General features: G+C 49.2%; 9 protein-coding genes and 1 pseudogene. All 10 read right to left on the bottom strand.

Annotation, left to right across the window (positions count from 1 at the left end; translation table 11 throughout):
* Window positions 1–30 precede the first annotated feature (30 nt).
* The gene (locus tag NX720_RS15815) at window positions 31–2,631 is read right to left on the bottom strand and encodes a C2H2-type zinc finger protein (RefSeq protein ID WP_262595792.1); all 2,601 of its coding nucleotides are present in this window, start codon (window positions 2,629–2,631) and stop codon (window positions 31–33) included.
* A gap of 50 nt (window positions 2,632–2,681) precedes the next feature.
* Window positions 2,682–3,884 carry a C2H2-type zinc finger protein gene (locus NX720_RS15810; RefSeq protein ID WP_262595790.1) on the bottom strand — a complete coding sequence of 401 codons (1,203 nt, stop codon included), beginning with the start codon at window positions 3,882–3,884 and terminating at the stop codon, window positions 2,682–2,684.
* A gap of 12 nt (window positions 3,885–3,896) precedes the next feature.
* A pseudogene (locus NX720_RS15805) lies at window positions 3,897–5,530 on the bottom strand (IS1634 family transposase).
* Window positions 5,531–5,573: 43 nt separating this feature from the next.
* The gene (locus NX720_RS15800) at window positions 5,574–6,833 is read right to left on the bottom strand and encodes a hypothetical protein (RefSeq protein WP_262595787.1); all 1,260 of its coding nucleotides are present in this window, start codon (window positions 6,831–6,833) and stop codon (window positions 5,574–5,576) included.
* Between the two features lie 53 nt (window positions 6,834–6,886).
* Complete coding sequence (locus NX720_RS15795; protein ID WP_262595786.1) at window positions 6,887–9,052, bottom strand: C2H2-type zinc finger protein; 2,166 nt, start codon at window positions 9,050–9,052, stop codon at window positions 6,887–6,889.
* A gap of 50 nt (window positions 9,053–9,102) precedes the next feature.
* A complete protein-coding gene (locus NX720_RS15790) occupies window positions 9,103–9,711 on the bottom strand; it encodes a C2H2-type zinc finger protein (protein WP_262595785.1) in 609 nt (202 codons plus the stop codon).
* Between the two features lie 120 nt (window positions 9,712–9,831).
* A complete protein-coding gene (locus tag NX720_RS15785; protein WP_262595783.1) occupies window positions 9,832–11,367 on the bottom strand; it encodes a hypothetical protein in 1,536 nt (511 codons plus the stop codon).
* Window positions 11,368–11,417: 50 nt separating this feature from the next.
* On the bottom strand, window positions 11,418–13,976 hold the full coding sequence (locus tag NX720_RS15780; protein ID WP_262595782.1) for a C2H2-type zinc finger protein: 2,559 nt from the start codon (window positions 13,974–13,976) through the stop codon (window positions 11,418–11,420).
* Window positions 13,977–14,055: 79 nt separating this feature from the next.
* A complete protein-coding gene (locus tag NX720_RS15775; RefSeq protein WP_262595780.1) occupies window positions 14,056–16,569 on the bottom strand; it encodes a C2H2-type zinc finger protein in 2,514 nt (837 codons plus the stop codon).
* Window positions 16,570–16,619: 50 nt separating this feature from the next.
* Complete coding sequence (locus NX720_RS15770) at window positions 16,620–19,214, bottom strand: C2H2-type zinc finger protein (protein WP_262595779.1); 2,595 nt, start codon at window positions 19,212–19,214, stop codon at window positions 16,620–16,622.
* Between the last annotated feature and the right edge of the window lie 24 nt (window positions 19,215–19,238).

The raw sequence follows: 19,238 nt of genomic DNA, 5'->3' as shown, positions 1-19,238 counted from the left end.
GCTATTGGGTGATTTTGGCGGGAGTGTAGACTATTGCTGTGGTGGTTGTTCTGTTGGGGATTCCTTGTGTTGAGTGCGCTTGTGTTTTGAGAGGTTACTGGAAAGAGCAAATCTCTTTTGACACACATTGCACTCATAAGGCTTCTCTCCGGTGTGGGTGCGCTTGTGTCTTGTGAGGCCTTCGGAGCGAGCAAATCTCTTTTCACACACATTGCACCCATAAGGCTTCTCTCCGGTGTGGGTTCGTTTGTGTGCTGCTAAGTTTCCCGAGTCAGTAAATCTCTTTTGGCACTTATCGCACTCATGAGGCCTCTCCCCTGTGTGGCTGCGTTTGTGTCTTACGAGGCCTCCGGATTGAGCAAATCTCTTTTGGCACTTATCGCACTCATGAGGCTTCTCCCCGGTGTGGCTACGCCTGTGTGTTGCTAAGCTTCCAGAAGCAGAAAATCTCTTTTCACACACATCGCACTTATAAGGCTTCTCCCTGGTGTGAGTGTGTTTGTGTACTTTGAGGTGTCCGGATTGAGTAAATGTCTTTTTACACACATCGCACTCATAAGGCTTCTCTCCGGTGTGGGTGCGCTTGTGTCTTGTGAGGTCACTGGAGTGCATAAATCCCTTTTGACACACATCGCACTCATGAGGCTTCTCTCCTGTGTGGGTGAGCTTGTGTCTTGTGAGGTCACTGGAGTGCATAAATCCCTTTTGACACACATCGCACTCATGAGGCTTCTCTCCTGTGTGGGTGAGCTTGTGTCTTGTGAGACTTCCAGAATTAGCAAGCCCCCTTCCACACACATCACACACGTGTTTTTTGTTTTTTGCCCTGGCTCCGCTACGATCATTTTCATCTTCGGGCACCACAACCGGTTCGTTTTTATAGTCCCAGTAAGGTTCTCCATAGCTCAGCCAGAGTCCTTTGCCCTCCGGGATATCCTCTGTTGTCACGACCATAACCACGGGGAAATCATCCATATAAACAATAATGAAACTGACGTTTGGCTCTACAGTAGCGGTATCGTGGTCAGCATTACTGGTGACGGTACAGTCGTTAATGCAGGAAAAAATATTGCCGTCGTCATAACCTGAAAGCCAGTACATTTCCTGACAATCATCCGCGGCTTTCTCTCCTTCTTCTTTGTAGTCACAGTTAACGGAATAGGATATTTGCTGGTCTAACGTACCACACTCAGGAGACGGGGCATTCTCATCTATCAACCAGAGAGAGCCCCGGTAATGTCCCAGTACAGTACCCTTGGACAGTTTCTTGGCGGCTACTACATGCTTTTGCCCGTCCAGAGCCTGGTAAGGGTCGCCCTCGTTTGCCTCGTACCGCACCTCTCTGACCAGACCTTCGATGTGCGCCTCTCTTTCTTCATTGGTTTTATTAATATATTCCAATATCCTGTTTTCCAGTTGCTGTCGCTTTTTCTTAGTAAAAAGTTTCCAGAATGCTGGGGCACCCTGAATCTTGCAATTTGTTTTGAAAGGCGGTTCTGGCGGTTTTCTGGTAATACCGCTTTCCGGCTTGATGACAAACAGTTCAGCACTTGTCAAGACTTTTCTTTCACCAAATTCAATGACATTTTCTTCCTGTTTTATGGGGATATCCGGTATCACGGGATAACCCCCGGTCTGCGGATTTGTGACACTCTGCGGGCTCTCGCTATTACTAGTGCTGGTGCTGGTGCTGGTGCTGAGTTTTCTTTTTTTGCTCTTCGTAGCTGCTGGTTTATCAACGGGTGGAGGATTTCTTTTGGAACCATTGGACAGGTCAGCCATGCTCCCCAATGGCAGGGAAACAGGAGTGCAGGCAGAAAGGTTATTGTCGGGAGTCAGCACAATTTCTCTTCCCTCCATCTTGTCCGTAAAAAACCAGAACGTTTCATCCTGCGGGGCCGAACGGTGTGCCAGTGAGTAATGGAACCTGACGGGCGCTCGCTGCTCCTTTATTTTCTGCTCCTGCCTTAACACTTCGTCCGGTTTTTCAGGGGCTAACCTTGACATGGCGTTTGTCCAGCATCCTGTTCGCCGGTCTATCTCTTCAGACTTTCTCCTTTGCCGGGACAGGTACTCCAGAATGGCTCTGTATTGTTGTTCATATTGCTGGTCGGGCAGACCCGGGCTATCACTCTGAAAGGGAGCAATGGCCAGGTCTGTTCCCCCGGTGGTCTGCACCTGCAAAACCGACGCAAACCCGGTCACCTGCACAGACTCCCCACTGTGACTAAACTGCAGTGTGGCTCTTAACCCGGTCAGCAAAGCACTGGGGTCGTGGCAGCGCAGATGCCGGGTCATGTTGGAAAGTGTGGTGGCATTGCACGCATCCTGCCATGTGAAGACTGCCGGCTCAGTGATCAGTACACTAAAACCGTCGTCTTCTATCAGAATAACCACCGTTGCCGATCTTTTTGAAACCGCGACTTTTTCATCCATAGCGGATTTAAGCACGGGCTGCTGCTGAAGCCAGAGCCTTGAAGCAACATGGGCAATCCCGCCCTGATGTACAGAAGCTGGTGTTACCCATTCTCCACGGGTATTGTCCACCATGACAGCCAGCCACAGCAGAAACACCACTGCCAACCTTTTTTTTGAAAACACAAAGACTGAAGCGTTATTTTTTTTACCCATTACGGAGTCATTAGAATTGGGCTATTGGGTGGTTTTGGCGGGAGTGTAGACTATTGCTGTGGTGGTTGTTCTGTTGGGGATTCCTTATGTTTGGTGCGCTTGTGTCTTGCGAGGTGTTCGAGTCGAGAAAATCTCTTTTGACACACATCGCACTCATAAGGCTTCTCTCCGGTGTGGGTGCGCTTGTGTCTTGCTAAGTTTCCGGAATGAGCAAATCTCTTTTGGCACTTATCGCACTCATAAGGCTTATCCCCGGTATGGTAGCGTCTGTGTTTTGCTAAGTTTCCGGAGTCAGTAAATCTCTTTTGGCACACATCGCACTCATAAGGCCTCTCTCCTGTGTGGTGGCGCCTGTGTATTGTCAAGTCTCCGGAAGCTGCAAATCTCTTTGGACACACATCGCACTTATAAGGCTTATCTCCGGTGTGGGTGCGCCTGTGTCTTACGAAGTTACTGGAGCAGGCAAATCTCTTTTGACACAGATCGCACTCATGAGGCTCTTCCCCGGTGTGGCGGCACTTGTGTCTTGTGAGAGTTTCGGAACGAGCAAACTTCTTTCCACACACATCGCACTCATGAGACTTCTCTCCTGTGTGGGTGAGCTTGTGTCTTGTGAGACTTCCGGAATTAGCAAGCTCCCTTCCACACACATCACACTTATATTTTTTGTTTTTTGCCCCGGCTCCGCTATGATCGCCATCACCGTCGGGCACCACAACCGGTTTGTTTTTATAGTCCCAGTAAGGTTTTCCATAGCTCAGCCAGAGTCCTTTGCCCTCCGGGATATCCTCTGTTGTCACGACCATAACCACGGGGAAATCATCCATATAAACAATAATGAAACTGACGTTTGGCTCTAAAGTACCGGTATTGTCGTCGGCATTGCTGGTGACGGTACAGTCGTTAACGCAGGAAAAAATATTGCCGTCGTCATAACCTGAAAGCCAGTACATTTCCTGACAATCATCCGTGGCTTCTTCTCCTTCTTCTTTGTAGTCACAGTTAACGAAATAGGATATTTGCTGGTCTAACGTACCACACTCCGGAGACGGGGCATTCTCATCTATCAACCAGAGAGAGCCCCGGTAATGTCCCAGTACAGTACCCCGGGATAGTTTTTTGGCGGCTACCACATGCTTTTGCCCGTCCAGAGCCTGGTAAGGGTCGCCCTCGTTTGCCTCGTACCGCACCTCTCTGACCAGACCTTCGATGTGCGCCTCTCTTTCTTCATTGGTTTTATTAATATCCGTCATTCACCACCCTATTCAGGAATAAATTTCTTGGTACGTTGAGCCCAAAATAAAAATGATCGTCGATTGCCTTTCTGATATTCCAACCATGTGTTTCTCCGTCCCGTTAACCGACAGCACATGAATCCCATCAAAGCACAGGAAAACCCATCTGCCCGTTGGGTTCTGGGCTGGTTTCTTCTTCATGTCCGGGAACGTTCGGCTCTGCCTTTTCAGTTCATAGCGGATTCGATGCTGAATTGCAGCATAGACCATAAGACAGAGTGTCATCACCATTAACAGGGCCTCAATACGCTCAGGTTTTTTGAGATACAGTGAAGACACCAGAAAATCAGGGCTCTTCAGGAAGCGAAAACCTCTCTCAACCTGCTGCTGGGATTTATACGTCCTCAGTAGTTCGCCAGCGTCAAGCCGGACTGTATCTGTATCGTTGGTTGCCAGAACAAAACAACCCAACGATGCTTCTGCATCACGACGAGTCTGTACAGCAACCGTGCAGGAGCCTGTCACATAATATTCATAGTGGTCGGGAACCGTCCCATCAGCAGGACGGCCTTTGGTTTTATAGCAGGGACTCTCGATGATCTCAGGTTCAGCCTGGCAGTATACGGACTGTTTTTGCCATAGCTTGAAAGCTTCCATGGCATCCGATTCGCAACAGAATGGCTTCTTGCCCAATTTCTCAAGTTCCTTGAACTCCTTCAGGGACTTTTTCTGCATACGCCTTGTCAGTGTCTTCTGTTCTGTTTTCTGGCTTTGATTATTTCGAAACAGTACCCAACGTTGTACGACACCTGCATAGTCAGACAGAGTCTCTACAGATTCGTAATGCTCAAACCCTTCAACCTCAACCATTGAGCGCAATGGCGCACTTTGAACCAGTTCTTTGGCTGCACCAATGTTGAGAGGAACTCTGGAGATAAACAACTGATCCTGCTGACTCAGTTCCTGAACGGTTTCAGCCACATACAATGCAGCATCACCGATGAAGTAACGGGCATTCAGTGCCGCCTTGAAGCTCTTTATATGCTCAGAAACCACTTGTTTGAAACTGGTCTTGTCCGTCACATTACCGCTGGCTGCTTTCATAAACATCGGAATGCCTGCCCGGTTTTCGGTCAGCAGGAGCAATATGGCCTGGTTCAGGTCAGGACGATGATCTCGGCTGTAGCCCTTGCAAAGCCTGATGCAATTGAGGTCCTCGTCACTTACTTCCTCCTCGCTGTTATAACGGCCATCGACGTGAAATCCTGTGCCATCAAGGTTGAGTGCATCACATGGCAATTTGAGATGCGTAGCCACCTTGATAGCCAGCTCAAAATAGACTTTACTGACACCCAGTTCAAACAGTTCATCCAGTGTTCTTCCAAGAACTTTGTCGTTTATGTGTTCGGGCTCAATCCCCTCTCTGATCAGTTTATCGAGGGGTTTATTGGAGAAGAACTGAGGGAACATGTGGAGAGACTGCCCCGTAAAGCCGAGGCCATTGATAATCATCGCGACAACGGCCTCACCGTGGGAGATGTTCCATTCGTCAGATACTTTGGGCGCGCGCCTGTCGATATGGTCGGCAATGCCCAGCTCTTGCACATTCCAGCCACTAGACCGAGATGATCCATGACCTGAGAGTGGTATTGAATAGGAGGCATAACAAGGCTTCTTGATATTTGCTTATCTGATAGATAGCAGGTATTAGGAAAATGTCATGTTGGGTGGTGAATGTCGGTTAATATATTCCAATATCCTGTTTTTCAGTTGCTGTCGCTTTTTCTTAGTAAAAAGTTTCCAGAATGCCGGGGCACCCAGAATCTTGCAATTTGTTTTGAAAGGCGGTTCTGGCGGTTTTCTGGTAATACCGCTTTCCGGCTTGATGATAAACAGTTCAGCACTTGTCAAGACTTTTCTTTCACCAAATTCAATGACATTTTCTTCCTGTTTTATGGGGATATCCGGTATCACGGGATAACCCCCGGTCTGCGGATTTGTGACACTCTGCGGGCTCTCGCTATTACTGGTGCTGAGTTTTCTTTTTTTGCTCTTCGTAGCTGCTGGTTTATCAACGGGCGGAGGATTTCTTTTGGAACCATTGGACAGGTCAACCATGCTCCCCAATGGCAGGGAAACAGGAGTGCAGGCAGAAAGGTTATTGTCGGGAGTCAGCACAATTTTTCTTCCCTCCATCTTGTCCGTAAAAAACCAGAACGTTTCATCCTGCGGGGCCGAACGGTGTGCCAGTGAGTAATGGAACCTGACGGGCGCTCGCAGCTCCTTTATTTTCTGCTCCTGCCTTAACACTTCGTCCGGTTTTTCAGGGGCTAACCTTGACATGGCGTTTGTCCAGCATCTTGTTCGCCGGTCTATCCCTTCAGACTTTCTCCTTTGCCGGGACAGGTACTCCAGAAGGGCTCTGTATTGTTGTTCATATTGCTGGTCGGGCAGACCCGGGCTATCACTCTGAAAGGGAGCAATAGCCAGGTCTGTTCCCCCGGTGGTCTGTACCTGCAAAACCGACACAAACCCGGTCACCTGCACAGACTCCCCACTGTGACTAAACTGCAGTGTGGCTCTTAACCCGGTCAGCAGGGCATTAGGGTCGTGGCAGCGCAGATACCGGGTCATGTCGGAAAGCGTGGTGGCATTGCACGCATCCTGCCATGTGAAGACTGCTGGCTCAGTGGCCAGTACACTAAAACCGTCGTCTTCTACCAGAATAACCACCGCTGCCGATCTTTTTGAAACCGCGACTTTTTCATCCATAGCGGATTTAAGCACGGGTTGTTGCTGAAGCCAGAGCTTTGAAGCAACATGGGCAATCCCGCCCTGATGTACAGAAGCTGGTGTTACCCATTCTCCACGGACGCTGCCCACAATGACAGCCAGCCACAGCAGCAACACCACTGCCAGCATTTTTTTTGAAAACACAAAGACTGAAGCGTTATTTTTTTTGCCCATTGTGGAGTCCGTAGAATTGGGCTATTGGGTGATTTTGGCGGGAGTGTAGACTATTACTGTGGCGGTTGCTCTGTTGGAAGGTTCTTGTGTTGGGTGCGCTTGTGACTTACGAGGTGTGCGAGTTGAGAAAATCTTTTTTGGCACTTATCGCACTCATAAGGCTTATCTCCGGTATGGGTGCGCTTGTGTCTTACGAAGTTACTGGAGCAAGCAAATCTCTTTTGACACACATCGCACTCATAAGGCTTCTCGCCGGTGTGGGTGCGCTTGTGTGCTACCAAGGTTGCGGAAACAGCAAATCCCTTTTGACACACATCGCACTCATAAGGCTTCTCTCCGGTGTGGATGCGCTTGTGCCTTGTCAGGTTTCCAGAACTAGCCAATACCCTTCCACACACATCACACGCACATTTTTTGTTTTTTGCCCTGGCTCCGCTATGACCGTCATCACCGTCGGACACCACAACCGGTTCGTTTTTATAGTCCCAGTAAGCTTCTCCATAGCTCAGCCAGAGTCCTTTGCCCTCCGGGATAAACTTCGTTGTCACGACCATAACCACGGGGAAATCATCCATATAAACAATAATGAAACTGACGTTTGGCTCTAAAGTACCGGTATCGTCGTCGGCATTGCTGGTGATGGTACAGTCGTTAACGCAGGAAAAAATATTGCCGTCGTCATAACCTGAAAGCCAGTACATTTCCTGACAATCATCCGTGGCTTCTTCTCCTTCTCCTTTGTAGTCACAGTTAACGGAATAGGATATTTGCTGATCTAATGTACCACACTCCGGAGACGGGGCATTCTCATCTATCAACCAGAGAGAGCCCCGGTAATGTCCCAGTACAGTACCCTTGGACAGTTTTTTGGCGGCTACTACATGCTTTTGCCCGTCCAGAGCCTGGTAAGGGTCACCCTCGTTTGCCTCGTACCGCACCTCTCTGACCAGGCCTTCGATGTGCGCCTCTCTTTCTTCATTGGTTTTATTAATATATTCCAATATCCTGTTTTTCAGTTGCTGTCGCTTTTTCTTAGTAAAAAGTTTCCAGAATGCCGGGGCACCCAGAATCTTGCAATTTGTTTTGAAAGGCGGTTCTGGCGGTTTTCTGGTAATACCGCTTTCCGGCTTGATGACAAACAGTTCGGCACTTGTCAAGACTTTTCTTTCACCAAATTCAATGACATTTTCTTCCTGTTTTATGGGGATATCCGGTATCACGGGATAACCCTCGGTCTGTGGATTTGTGACACTCTGCGGGCTCTCGCTATTACTGGTGCTGGTGCTGAGTTTTCTTTTTTTGCTCTTCGTAGCTGCTGGTTTATCAACGGGTGGAGGATTTCTTTTAGAACCATTGGACAGGTCAGCCATGTTCCCCGATGGCGGGGAAACAGGAGTGCGGGCAGAAAGGTTATTGTCGGGAGTCAGCACAATTTCTCTTCCCTCCATCTTGTCCGTAAAAAACCAGAACGTTTCATCCTGCAGGGCCGAACGGTGTGCCAGTGAGTAATGGAACCTGAAAGGCGCTCGCTGCTCCTTTATTTTCTGCTCCTGCCTTAACACTTCGTCCGGTTTTTCAGGGGCTAACCTTGACATGACGTTTGTCCAGCATCTTGTTCGCCGGTCTATCACTTCAGACTTTCTCCTTTGCCGGGACAGGTACTCCAGAATGGCTCTGTATTGTTGTTCATATTGCTGGTCGGGCAGACCCGGGCTATCACTCTGAAAGGGAGCAATGGCCAGGTCTGTTCCCCCGGTGGTCTGCAACTGCAAAACCGACGCAAACCCGGTCACCTGCACAGACTCCCCACTGTGACTAAACTGCAGTGTGGCTCTTAACCCGGTCAGCAGGGCATTGGGGTCGTGGCAGCGCAGATGCCGGTTCATGTCGGAAAGCGTGGTGGCATTACACGCATCCTGCCATGTGAAAACTGCCGGCTCAGTGGTCAGTACACTAAAACCGTCGTCTTCTATCAGGATAACCACCGTTGCCGATCTTTTTGAAACCGCGACCTTTTCATCCATAGCGGATTTAAGCACGGGTTGTTGCTGAAGCCAGAGCCTTGAAGCAACATGGGCAATCCCCCCCTGATGTACAGAAGCTGGTGTTACCCATTCTCCACGGGCGCTGTCCACCATGGCAGCCAGCCACAGCAGAAACACCGCTGCCAACATTTTTTTTGAAAACACAAAGACTGGAGCGTTATTTTTTTTGCCCATTGTAGTGTCCGTAGAATTGGGCTATTGGGTGATTTTGGCGGGAGTGTAGACTATTGCTGTGGTGGTTGTTCTGTTGGGGATTCCTTGTGTTGAGTGCGCTTGTGTTTTACGAGGTGTTCGAGTCGAGAAAATCTTTTTTGGCACTTATCGCACTCATAAGGCTTCTCTCCGGTGTGGGTGCGTTTGTGTCTTATGAGGTCTCCGGATTGAGTAAATCTCTTTTGGCACTTATCGCACTCATGAGGCCTCTCCCCTGTGTGGCTGCGTTTGTGTTTTACGAGGCCTCCGGAATGAGCAAATCTCTTTTGGCACACATCGCACTTATAAGGCTTATCTCCGGTGTGGGTGCGCCTGTGTCTTACGAAGTTACTGGAGCAGGCAAATCTCTTTTGACACACATCGCACTCATAAGGCTTCTCTCCAGTGTGGGTGCGCTTGTGTACTATGAGGTGTATGGAGCGAGCAAACTTCTTTCCACACACATCACACACGTGTTTTTTGTTTTTTGCTCCGGCTCCGCTATGATCGTCATCACCGTCGGGCACCACAACCGGTTCGTTTTTATAGTCCCAGTAAGCTTCTCCATAGCTCAGCCAGAGTCCTTTGCCCTCCGGGATAAACTTCGTTGTCACGACCATAACCACGGGGAAATCATCCATATAAACAATAATGAAACTGACGTTTGGCTCTAAAGTACCGGTATCGTCGTCGGCATTGCTGGTGATGGTACAGTCGTTAACGCAGGAAAAAATATTGCCGTCGTCATAACCTGAAAGCCATTACATTTCCTGACAATCATCCGTGGCTTCTTCTCCTTCTCCTTTGTAGTCACAGTTAACGGAATAGGATATTTGCTGATCTAATGTACCACACTCCGGAGACGGGGCATTCTCATCTATCAACCAGAGAGAGCCCCGGTAATGTCCCAGTACAGTACCCTTGGACAGTTTTTTGGCGGCTACTACATGCTTTTGCCCGTCCAGAGCCTGGTAAGGGTCGCCCTCGTTTGCCTCGTACCGCACCTCTCTGACCAGACCTTCGATGTGCACCACTCTTTCTTCATTGGTTTTATTAATATATTCCAATATCCTGTTTTCCAGTTGCTGTCGCTTTTTCTTAGTAAAAAGTTTCCAGAATGCCGGGGCACGCAGAATCTTGCAATTTGTTTTGAAAGGCGGTTCTGGCGGTTTTCTGGTAATACCGCTTTCCGGCTTGATGACAAACAGTTCAGCACTTGTCAAGACTTTTCTTTCACCAAATTCAATGACATTTTCTTCCTGTTTTATGGGGATATCCGGTATCACGGGATAACCCTCGGTCTGCGGATTTGTGACACTCTGCGGGCTCTCGCTATTACTGGTGCTGGTGCTGGTGCTGGTGCTGAGTTTTCTTTTTTTGCTCTTCGTAGCTGCTGGTTTATCAACGGGTGGAGGATTTCTTTTGGAACCATTGGACAGGTCAGCCATGCTCCCCGATGACAGGGAAACAGGAGTGCAGGCAGAAAGGTTATTGTCGGGAGTCAGCACAATTTCTCTTCCCTCCATCTTGTCCGTAAAAAACCAGAACGTTTCATCCTGCAGGGCCGAACGGTGTGCCAGTGAGTAATGGAACCTGAAAGGCGCTCGCTGCTCCTTTATTTTCTGCTCCTGCCTTAACACTTCGTCCGGTTTTTCAGGGGCTAACCTTGACATGGCGTTTGTCCAGAATCTTGTTCGCCGGTCTATCTCTTCAGACTTTCTCCTTTGCCGGGACAGGTACTCCAGAATGGCTCTGTACTGTTGTTCATATTGCTGGTCAGGCAGACCCGGGCTATCACTCTGAAAAGGAGCAATGGCCAGGTCTGTTCCTCCGGTAGTCTGCACCTGCAAAACCGAGGCAAACCCGGTCACCTGCACAGACTCCCCACTGTGACTAAACTGCAGTGTGGCTCTTAACCCGGTCAGCAGGGCATTAGGGTCGTGGCAGTGCAGATGCCGGGTCATGTCGGAAAGCGTGGTGGCATTGCACGCATCCTGCCATGTGAAGACTGCTGACTCAGTGGCCAGTACACTAAAACCGTCGTCTTCTGCCAGAATAACCACCGTTGCCGATCTTTTTGAAACCGCAACTTTTTCATCCATAGCGGATTTAAGCACGGGTTGCTGCTGAAGCCAGAGCCTTGAAGCAACATGGGCAATCCCGCCCTGATGTACAGAAGCTGGTGTTACCCATTCTCCACGGACGCTACCCACCATGACTGCCACCCACAGCAGAAACACCACTGCCAACATTTTTTTTGAAAACACAAAGACTGGAGCGTTATTTTTTTTGCCCATTGTGGTGTCCGTAGAATTGGGCTATTGGGTGATTTTGGCGGGAGTGTAGACTATTGCTGTGGTGGTTGCTCTGTTGGAAGGTTCTTGTGTTGGGTGCGCTTGTGACTTACGAGGTGTGCGAGTTGAGAAAATCTTTTTTGGCACTTATCGCACTCATAAGGCTTCTCTCCGGTGTGGGTGCGTTTGTGTCTTATGAGGTCTCCGGATTGAGTAAATCTCTTTTGGCACTTATCGCACTCATGAGGCCTCTCCCCTGTGTGGCTGCGTTTGTGTTTTACGAGGCCTCCGGAATGAGCAAATCTCTTTTGGCACACATCGCACTTATAAGGCTTATCTCCGGTGTGGGTGCGCTTGTGTCTTGTGAGGTGACTGGAGTGAATAAATCCCTTTTGACACACATCGCACTTATAAGGCTTCTCCCCGGTGTGGGTGCGCTTGTGTCTTGTGAGGTGACTGGAGTGAATAAATCCCTTTTGACACACATCGCACTTATAAGGCTTCTCCCCGGTGTGAGTGTGTTTGTGTACTTTGAGGTGTCCGGATTGAGTAAATGTCTTTTGACACACATCGCACTTATAAGGCTTCTCCCTGGTGTGAGTGTGTTTGTGTACTTTGAGGTGTCCGGATTGAGTAAATGTCTTTTTACACACGTCGCACTCATAAGGCTTCTCTCCGGTGTGGGTGCGCTTGTGTCTTACGAGGTCTCCGGAATGAGCAAATCTCTTTTGGCACACATCGCACTCATAAGGCTTCGCCCCGGTGTGGCTACGCTGATGTATTAAGAGGTTACTGGAGTAAGCAAATCCCTTTTGACACACATCACACACGTGTTTTTTGTTTTTTGCCCCGGCTCCGCTATGATCGTCATCACCGTCGGGCACCACAACCGGTTCGTTTTTATAGTCCCAGTAAGGTTTTCCATAGCTCAGCCAGAGTCCTTTGCCCTCCGGGATATCCTCTGTTGTCACGACCATAACCACGGGGAAATCATCCATATAAACAATAATGAAACTGACGTTTGGCTCTAAAGTACCGGTATTGTCGTCGGCATTGCTGGTGACGGTACAGTCGTTAACGCAGGAAAAAATATTGCCGTCGTCATAACCTGAAAGCCAGTACATTTCCTGACAATCATCCGTGGCTTCTTCTCCTTTGTAGTCACAGTTAACGGAATAGGATATTTGCTGATCTAATGTACCACACTCCGGAGATGGGGCATTCTCATCTATCAACCAGAGAGAGCCCCGGTAATGTCCCAGTACAGTACCCTTGGACAATTTTTTGGCGGCTACCACATGCCTTTGCCCGTCCAGAGCCTGGTAAGGGTCGCCCTCGTTTGCCTCGTACCGCACCTCTCTAACCAGACCTTCGATGTGCGCCACTCTTTCTTCATTGGTTTTATTAATATATTCCAATATCCTGTTTTTCAGTTGCTGTCGCTTTTTCTTAGTAAAAAGTTTCCAGAATGCCGGGGCACCCAGAATCTTGCAATTTGTTTTGAAAGGCGGTTCTGGCGGTTTTCTGGTAATACCGCTTTCTGGCTTGATGATAAACAGTTCAGCACTTGTCAAGACTTTTCTTTCACCAAATTCAATGACATTTTCTTCCTGTTTTATGGGGATATCCGGTATCACGGGATAACCCTCGGTCTGCGGATTTGTGACACTCTGCGGGCTCTCGCTATTACTGGTGCTGGTGCTGGTGCTGAGTTTTCTTTTTTTGCTCTTCGTAGCTGCTGGTTTATCAACGGGTGGAGGATTTCTTTTGGAACCATTAGACAGGTCAACCATGCTCCCCGATGGCAGGGAAACAGGGGAGCAGGCAGAAAGATTATTGTCGGGAGTCAACACAACTTTTCTTCCCTCCATCTTGTCCGTAAAAAACCAGAACGTTTCATCCTGCGGGGCCGAACGGTGTGCCAGTGAGTAATGGAACCTGACGGGCGCTCGCAGCTCCTTTATTTTCTGCTCCTGCCTTAACACTTCGTCCGGTTTTTCAGGGGCTAACCTTGACATAGCGTTTGTCCAGCATCTTGTTCGCCGGTCTATCTCTTCAGACTTTCTCCTTTGCCGGGACAGGTACTCCAGAATGGCTCTGTACTGTTGTTCATATTGCTGGTCGGGAAGACCCGGGCTATCACTCTGAAAAGGAGCAATGGCCAGGTCTGTTCCCCCGGTGGTCTGTACCTGCAAAACCGACGCAAACCCGGTCACCTGCACAGACTCCCCACTGTGACTAAACTGCAGTGTGGCTCTTAACCCGGTCAGCAGGGCATTAGGGTCGTGGCAGCGCAGATGCCGGGTCATGTCGGAAAGCGTGGTGGCATTGCACGCATCCTGCCATGTGAAGACTGCTGGCTCAGTGGCCAGTACACTAAAACCGTCGTCTTCTACCAGGATAACCACCGTTGCCGATCTTTTTGAAACCGCAACTTTTTCATCCATAGCGGATTTAAGCACGGGTTGCTGCTGAAGCCAGAGCCTTGAAGCAACATGGGCAATCCCGCCCTGATGTACAGAAGCTGGTGTTACCCATTCTCCGCGGGCACTGTCCACCATGACAGCCAGCCACAGCAGAAACACCGCTGCCAACATTTTTTTTGAAAACACAAAGACTGGAGCGTTATTTTTTTGCCCATTGTGGTGTCCGTAGAATTGGGCTATTGGGTGATTTTGGCGGGAGTGTAGACTATTGCTGTGGCGGTTGCTCTGTTGGAAGGTTCTTGTGTTGGGTGCGCTTGTGTTTTGAGAGGTTACTGGAAATAGTAAATCTCTTTTGACACACATCGCACTCATAAGGCCTCTCTCCGGTGTGGGTGCGCTTGTGTCTTGTGAGGCCTTCGGAGCGAGCAAATCTCTTTTGACACACATCGCACTCATAAGGCTTCTCTCCGGTATGGTAGCGCCTGTGTTTTGTCAAGTCTCCGGAAGCTGCAAATCTCTTTTGACACACATCGCACTCATAAGGCCTCTCTCCTGTGTGGTGGCGCCTGTGTCTTGCGAAGTTACTGGAGGAGGCAAATCTCTTTTGGCACACATCGCACTCATAAGGCCTTTCTCCGGTGTGGGTGCGCCTGTGTTTTGCCAAGTCTCCGAGAACAGCAAACCTCTTTTGACACACATCACACTCATAAGGCTTCTCTCCGGTGTGGGTGCGCTTGTGTTTTGCTAAGTCTCCGGATTCAGCAAATCCCTTTTTACACATATCACACCCATAAGGCTTCTCTCCGGTGTGGGTGCGCATCTTGTGTACTATGAGGTTATGGGGTTGAACAAATCCCTTTTGACACACATCGCACTCATAAGGCTTCTCTCCGGTGTGGGTGAGCTTGTGCCTTACAAGGTTTCTGGAATTAGCCAACTCCCTTCCGCACTCATCACACACCCATTTTTTGTTTTTTGCCCTGGCTCCGCTACGACCATCTTTATCTTCGGGCACCACAACCGGTTTGTTTTTATAGTCCCAGTAAGGTTCTCCATAGCTCAGCCAGAGTCCTTTGCCCTCCGGGATATCCTCTGTTGTCACGACCATAACCACGGGGAAATCATCCATATAAACAATAATGAAACTGACGTTTGGCTCTACAGTAGCGGTATCGTGGTCAGCATTACTGGTGACGGTACAGTCGTTAATGCAGGAAAAAATATTGCCGTCGTCATAACCTGAAAGCCAGTACATTTCCTGACAATCATCCGCGGCTTTCTCTCCTTCTTCTTTGTAGTCACAGTTAACGGAATAGGATATTTGCTGGTCTAACGTACCACACTCAGGAGACGGGGCATTCTCATCTATCAACCAGAGAGAGCCCCGGTAATGTCCCAGTACAGCACCCTTGGACAGTTTTTTGGCGGCTACTACATGCCTTTGCCCGTCCAGAGCCTGGTAAGGGTCGCCCTCGTTTGCCTCGTACCGCACCTCTCTAACCAGACCTTCGATGTGCGCCTCTCTTTCTTCATTGGTTTTATTAATATATTCCAATATCCTGTTTTCCAGTTGCTGTCGCTTTTTCTTAGTAAAAAGTTTCCAGAATGCCGGGGCACCCTGAATCTTGCAATTTGTTTTGAAAGGCGGTTCTGGCGGTTTTCTGGTAATACCGCTTTCCGGCTTGATGATAAACAGTTCAGCACTTGTCAAGACTTTTCTTTCACCAAATTCAATGACATTTTCTTCCTGTTTTATGGGGATATCCGGTATCACGGGATAACCCCCGGTCTGCGGATTTGTGACACTCTGCGGGCTCTCGCTATTACTGGTGCTGGTGCTGGTGCTGAGTTTTCTTTTTTTGCTCTTCGTAGCTGCTGGTTTATCAACGGGTGGAGGATTTCTTTTGGAACCATTGGACAGGTCAGCCATGCTCCCCGATGGCAGGGAAACAGGAGTGCAGGCAGAAAGGTTATTGTCGGGAGTCAACACAACTTTTCTTCCCTCCATCTTGTCCGTAAAAAACCAGAACGTTTCATCCTGCGGGGCCGAACGGTGTGCCAGTGAGTAATGGAACCTGACGGGCGCTCGCAGCTCCTTTATTTTCTGCTCCTGCCTTAACACTTCGTCCGGTTTTTCAGGGGCTAACCTTGACATAGCGTTTGTCCAGCATCTTGTTTGCCGGTCTATCTCTTCAGACTTTCTCCTTTGCCGGGACAGGTACTCCAGAATGGCTCTGTATTGTTGTTCATATTGCTGGTCGGGCAGACCCGGGCTATCACTCTGAAAGGGAGCAATGGCCAGGTCTGTTCCCCCGGTGGTCTGCACCTGCAAAACCGAGGCAAACCCGGTCACCTGCACAGACTCCCCACTGTGACTAAACTGCAGTGTGGCTCTTAACCCGGTCAGCAAAGCACTGGGATCGTGGCAGCGCAGATGCCGGGTCATGTTGGAAAGTGTGGTGGCATTGCACGCATCCTGCCATGTGAAGACTGCCGGCTCAGCGGCCAGTACACTAAAACCGTCGTCTTCTACCAGGATAACCACCGCTGCCGATCTTTTTGAAACCGCGACTTTTTCATCCATAGCGGATTTAAGCACGGGTTGTTGCTGAAGACAGAGCCTTGAAGCAACATGGGCAATCCCCCCCTGATGTACAGAAGCTGGTGTTACCCATTCTCCACAGGCGCTGTCCACCATGGCAGCCAGCCACAGCAGAAACACCACTGCCAGCATTTTTTTTGAAAACACAAAGACTGGAGCGTTATTTTTTTTGCCCATTGTGGAGTCCGTAGAATTGGGCTATAGGGTGATTTTGGCGGGAGTGTAGACTATTGTTGTGGCGGTTGCTCTGTTGGAAGGTTCTTGTGTTGGGTGCGCTTGTGACTTACGAGGTGTGCGAGTTGAGAAAATCTTTTTTGGCACTTATCGCACTCATAAGGCTTCTCTCCGGTGTGGGTGCGTTTGTGTCTTATGAGGTCTCCGGATTGAGTAAATCTCTTTTGGCACTTATCGCACTCATGAGGCCTCTCCCCTGTGTGGCTGCGTTTGTGTTTTACGAGGCCTCCGGAATGAGCAAATCTCTTTTGGCACACATCGCACTTATAAGGCTTATCTCCGGTGTGGGTGCGCTTGTGTCTTGTGAGGTGACTGGAGTGAATAAATCCCTTTTGACACACATCGCACTTATAAGGCTTCTCCCCGGTGTGGGTGCGCTTGTGTCTTGTGAGGTGACTGGAGTGAATAAATCCCTTTTGACACACATCGCACTTATAAGGCTTCTCCCCGGTGTGAGTGTGTTTGTGTACTTTGAGGTGTCCGGATTGAGTAAATGTCTTTTGACACACATCGCACTTATAAGGCTTCTCCCTGGTGTGAGTGTGTTTGTGTACTTTGAGGTGTCCGGATTGAGTAAATGTCTTTTTACACACGTCGCACTCATAAGGCTTCGCCCCGGTGTGAGTGCGCTTGTGTACTATGAGGTGATTGAGTAGAGAAAATCTCTTTTGACACACATCGCACTCATAAGGCTTCTCTCCGGTGTGGGTGCGCTTGTGTCTTGCTAAGCTTCCGGAATTAGCAAGCTCCCTTCCACACACATCACACTTATATTTTTTGTTTTTTGCCCCGGCTCCGCTATGATCGTCATCACCGTCGGGCACCACAACCGGTTCGTTTTTATAGTCCCAGTAAGGTTCTCCATAGCTCAGCCAGAGTCCTTTGCCCTCCGGGATATCCTCTGTTGTCACGACCATAACCACGGGGAAATCATCCATATAAACAATAATGAAACTGACGTTTGGCTCTAAAGTACCGGTATTGTCGTCGGCATTGCTGGTGACGGTACAGTCGTTAACGCAGGAAAAAATATTGCCATCGTCATAACCTGAAAGCCAGTACATTTCCTGACAATCATCCGTGGCTTCTTCTCCTTTGTAGTCACAGTTAACGGAATAGGATATTTGCTGGTCTAATGTACCACACTCCGGAGATGGAGCATTCTCATCTATCAACCAGAGAGAGCCCCGGTAATGTCCCAGTACAGTACCCTTGGACAGTTTCTTGGCGGCTACTACATGCTTTTGCCCGTCCAGAGCCTGGTAAGGGTCGCCCTCGTTTGCCTCGTAACGCACCTCTCTGACCAGACCTTCGATGTGCGCCACTCTTTCTTCATTGGTTTTATTAATATATTCCAATATCCTGTTTTCCAGTTGCTGTCGCTTTTTCTTAGTAAAAAGTTTCCAGAATGCCGGGGCACCCTGAATCTTGCAATTTGTTTTGAAAGGCGGTTCTGGCGGCTTTCTGGTAATACCGCTTTCCGGCTTGATGATAAACAGTTCAGCACTTGTCAAGACTTTTCTTTCACCAAATTCAATGACATTTTCTTCCTGTTTTATGAGGATATCCGGTATCACGGGATAACCCTCGGTCTGCGGATTTGTGACACTCTGCGGGCTCTCGCTATTACTGGTGCTGGTGCTGGTGCTGGTGCTGAGTTTTCTTTTTTTGCTCTTCGTAGCTGCTGGTTTATCAACGGGTGGAGGATTTCTTTTGGAACCATTGGACAGGTCAGCCATGCTCCCCGATGACAGGGAAACAGGAGTGCAGGCAGAAAGGTTATTGTCGGGAGTCAGCACAATTTCTCTTCCCTCCATCTTGTCCGTAAAAAACCAGAACGTTTCATCCTGCGGGGCCGAACGGTGTGCCAGTGAGTAATGGAACCTGACAGGCGCTCGCTGCTCCTTTATTTTCTGCTCCTGCCTTAACACTTCGTCCGGTTTTTCAGGGGCTAACCTTGACATGGCGTTTGTCCAGCATCTTGTTCGCCGGTCTATCTCTTCAGACTTTCTCCTTTGCCGGGACAGGTACTCCAGAATGGCTCTGTATTGTTGTTCATATTGCTGGTCGGGCAGACCCGGGCTATCACTCTGAAAGGGAGCAATGGCCAGGTCTATTCCCCCGGTGGTCTGCACCTGCAAAACCGACGCAAACCCGGTCACCTGCACAGACTCCCCACTGTGACTAAACTGCAGTGTGGCTCTTAACCCGGTCAGCAGGGCATTAGGGTCGTGGCAGCGCAGATGCCGGGTCATGTCGGAAAGCGTGGTGGCATTGCACGCATCCTGCCATGTGAAGACTGCCGGCTCAGTGGTCAGTACACTAAAACCGTCGTCTTCTATCAGAATAACCACCGTTGCCGATCTTTTTGAAACCGCGACTTTTTCATCCATAGCGGATTTAAGCACGGGCTGCTGCTGAAGCCAGAGCCTTGAAGCAACATGGGCAATCCCGCCCTGATGTACAGAAGCTGGTGTTACCCATTCTCCACGGGTATTGTCCACCATGACAGCCAGCCACAGCAGAAACACCACTGCCAGCATTTTTTTTGAAAGCACAAAGACTGAAGCGTTATTTTTTTTGCCCATTACGGAGTCATTAGAATTGGGCTA

This window comes from Endozoicomonas euniceicola (genome assembly GCF_025562755.1).
Classification (GTDB): Bacteria; Pseudomonadota; Gammaproteobacteria; order Pseudomonadales; family Endozoicomonadaceae; genus Endozoicomonas_A; species Endozoicomonas_A euniceicola.
Note: the sequence above shows the minus strand (reverse complement) of the source record. Positions and strands in the feature narration are given on the sequence as shown.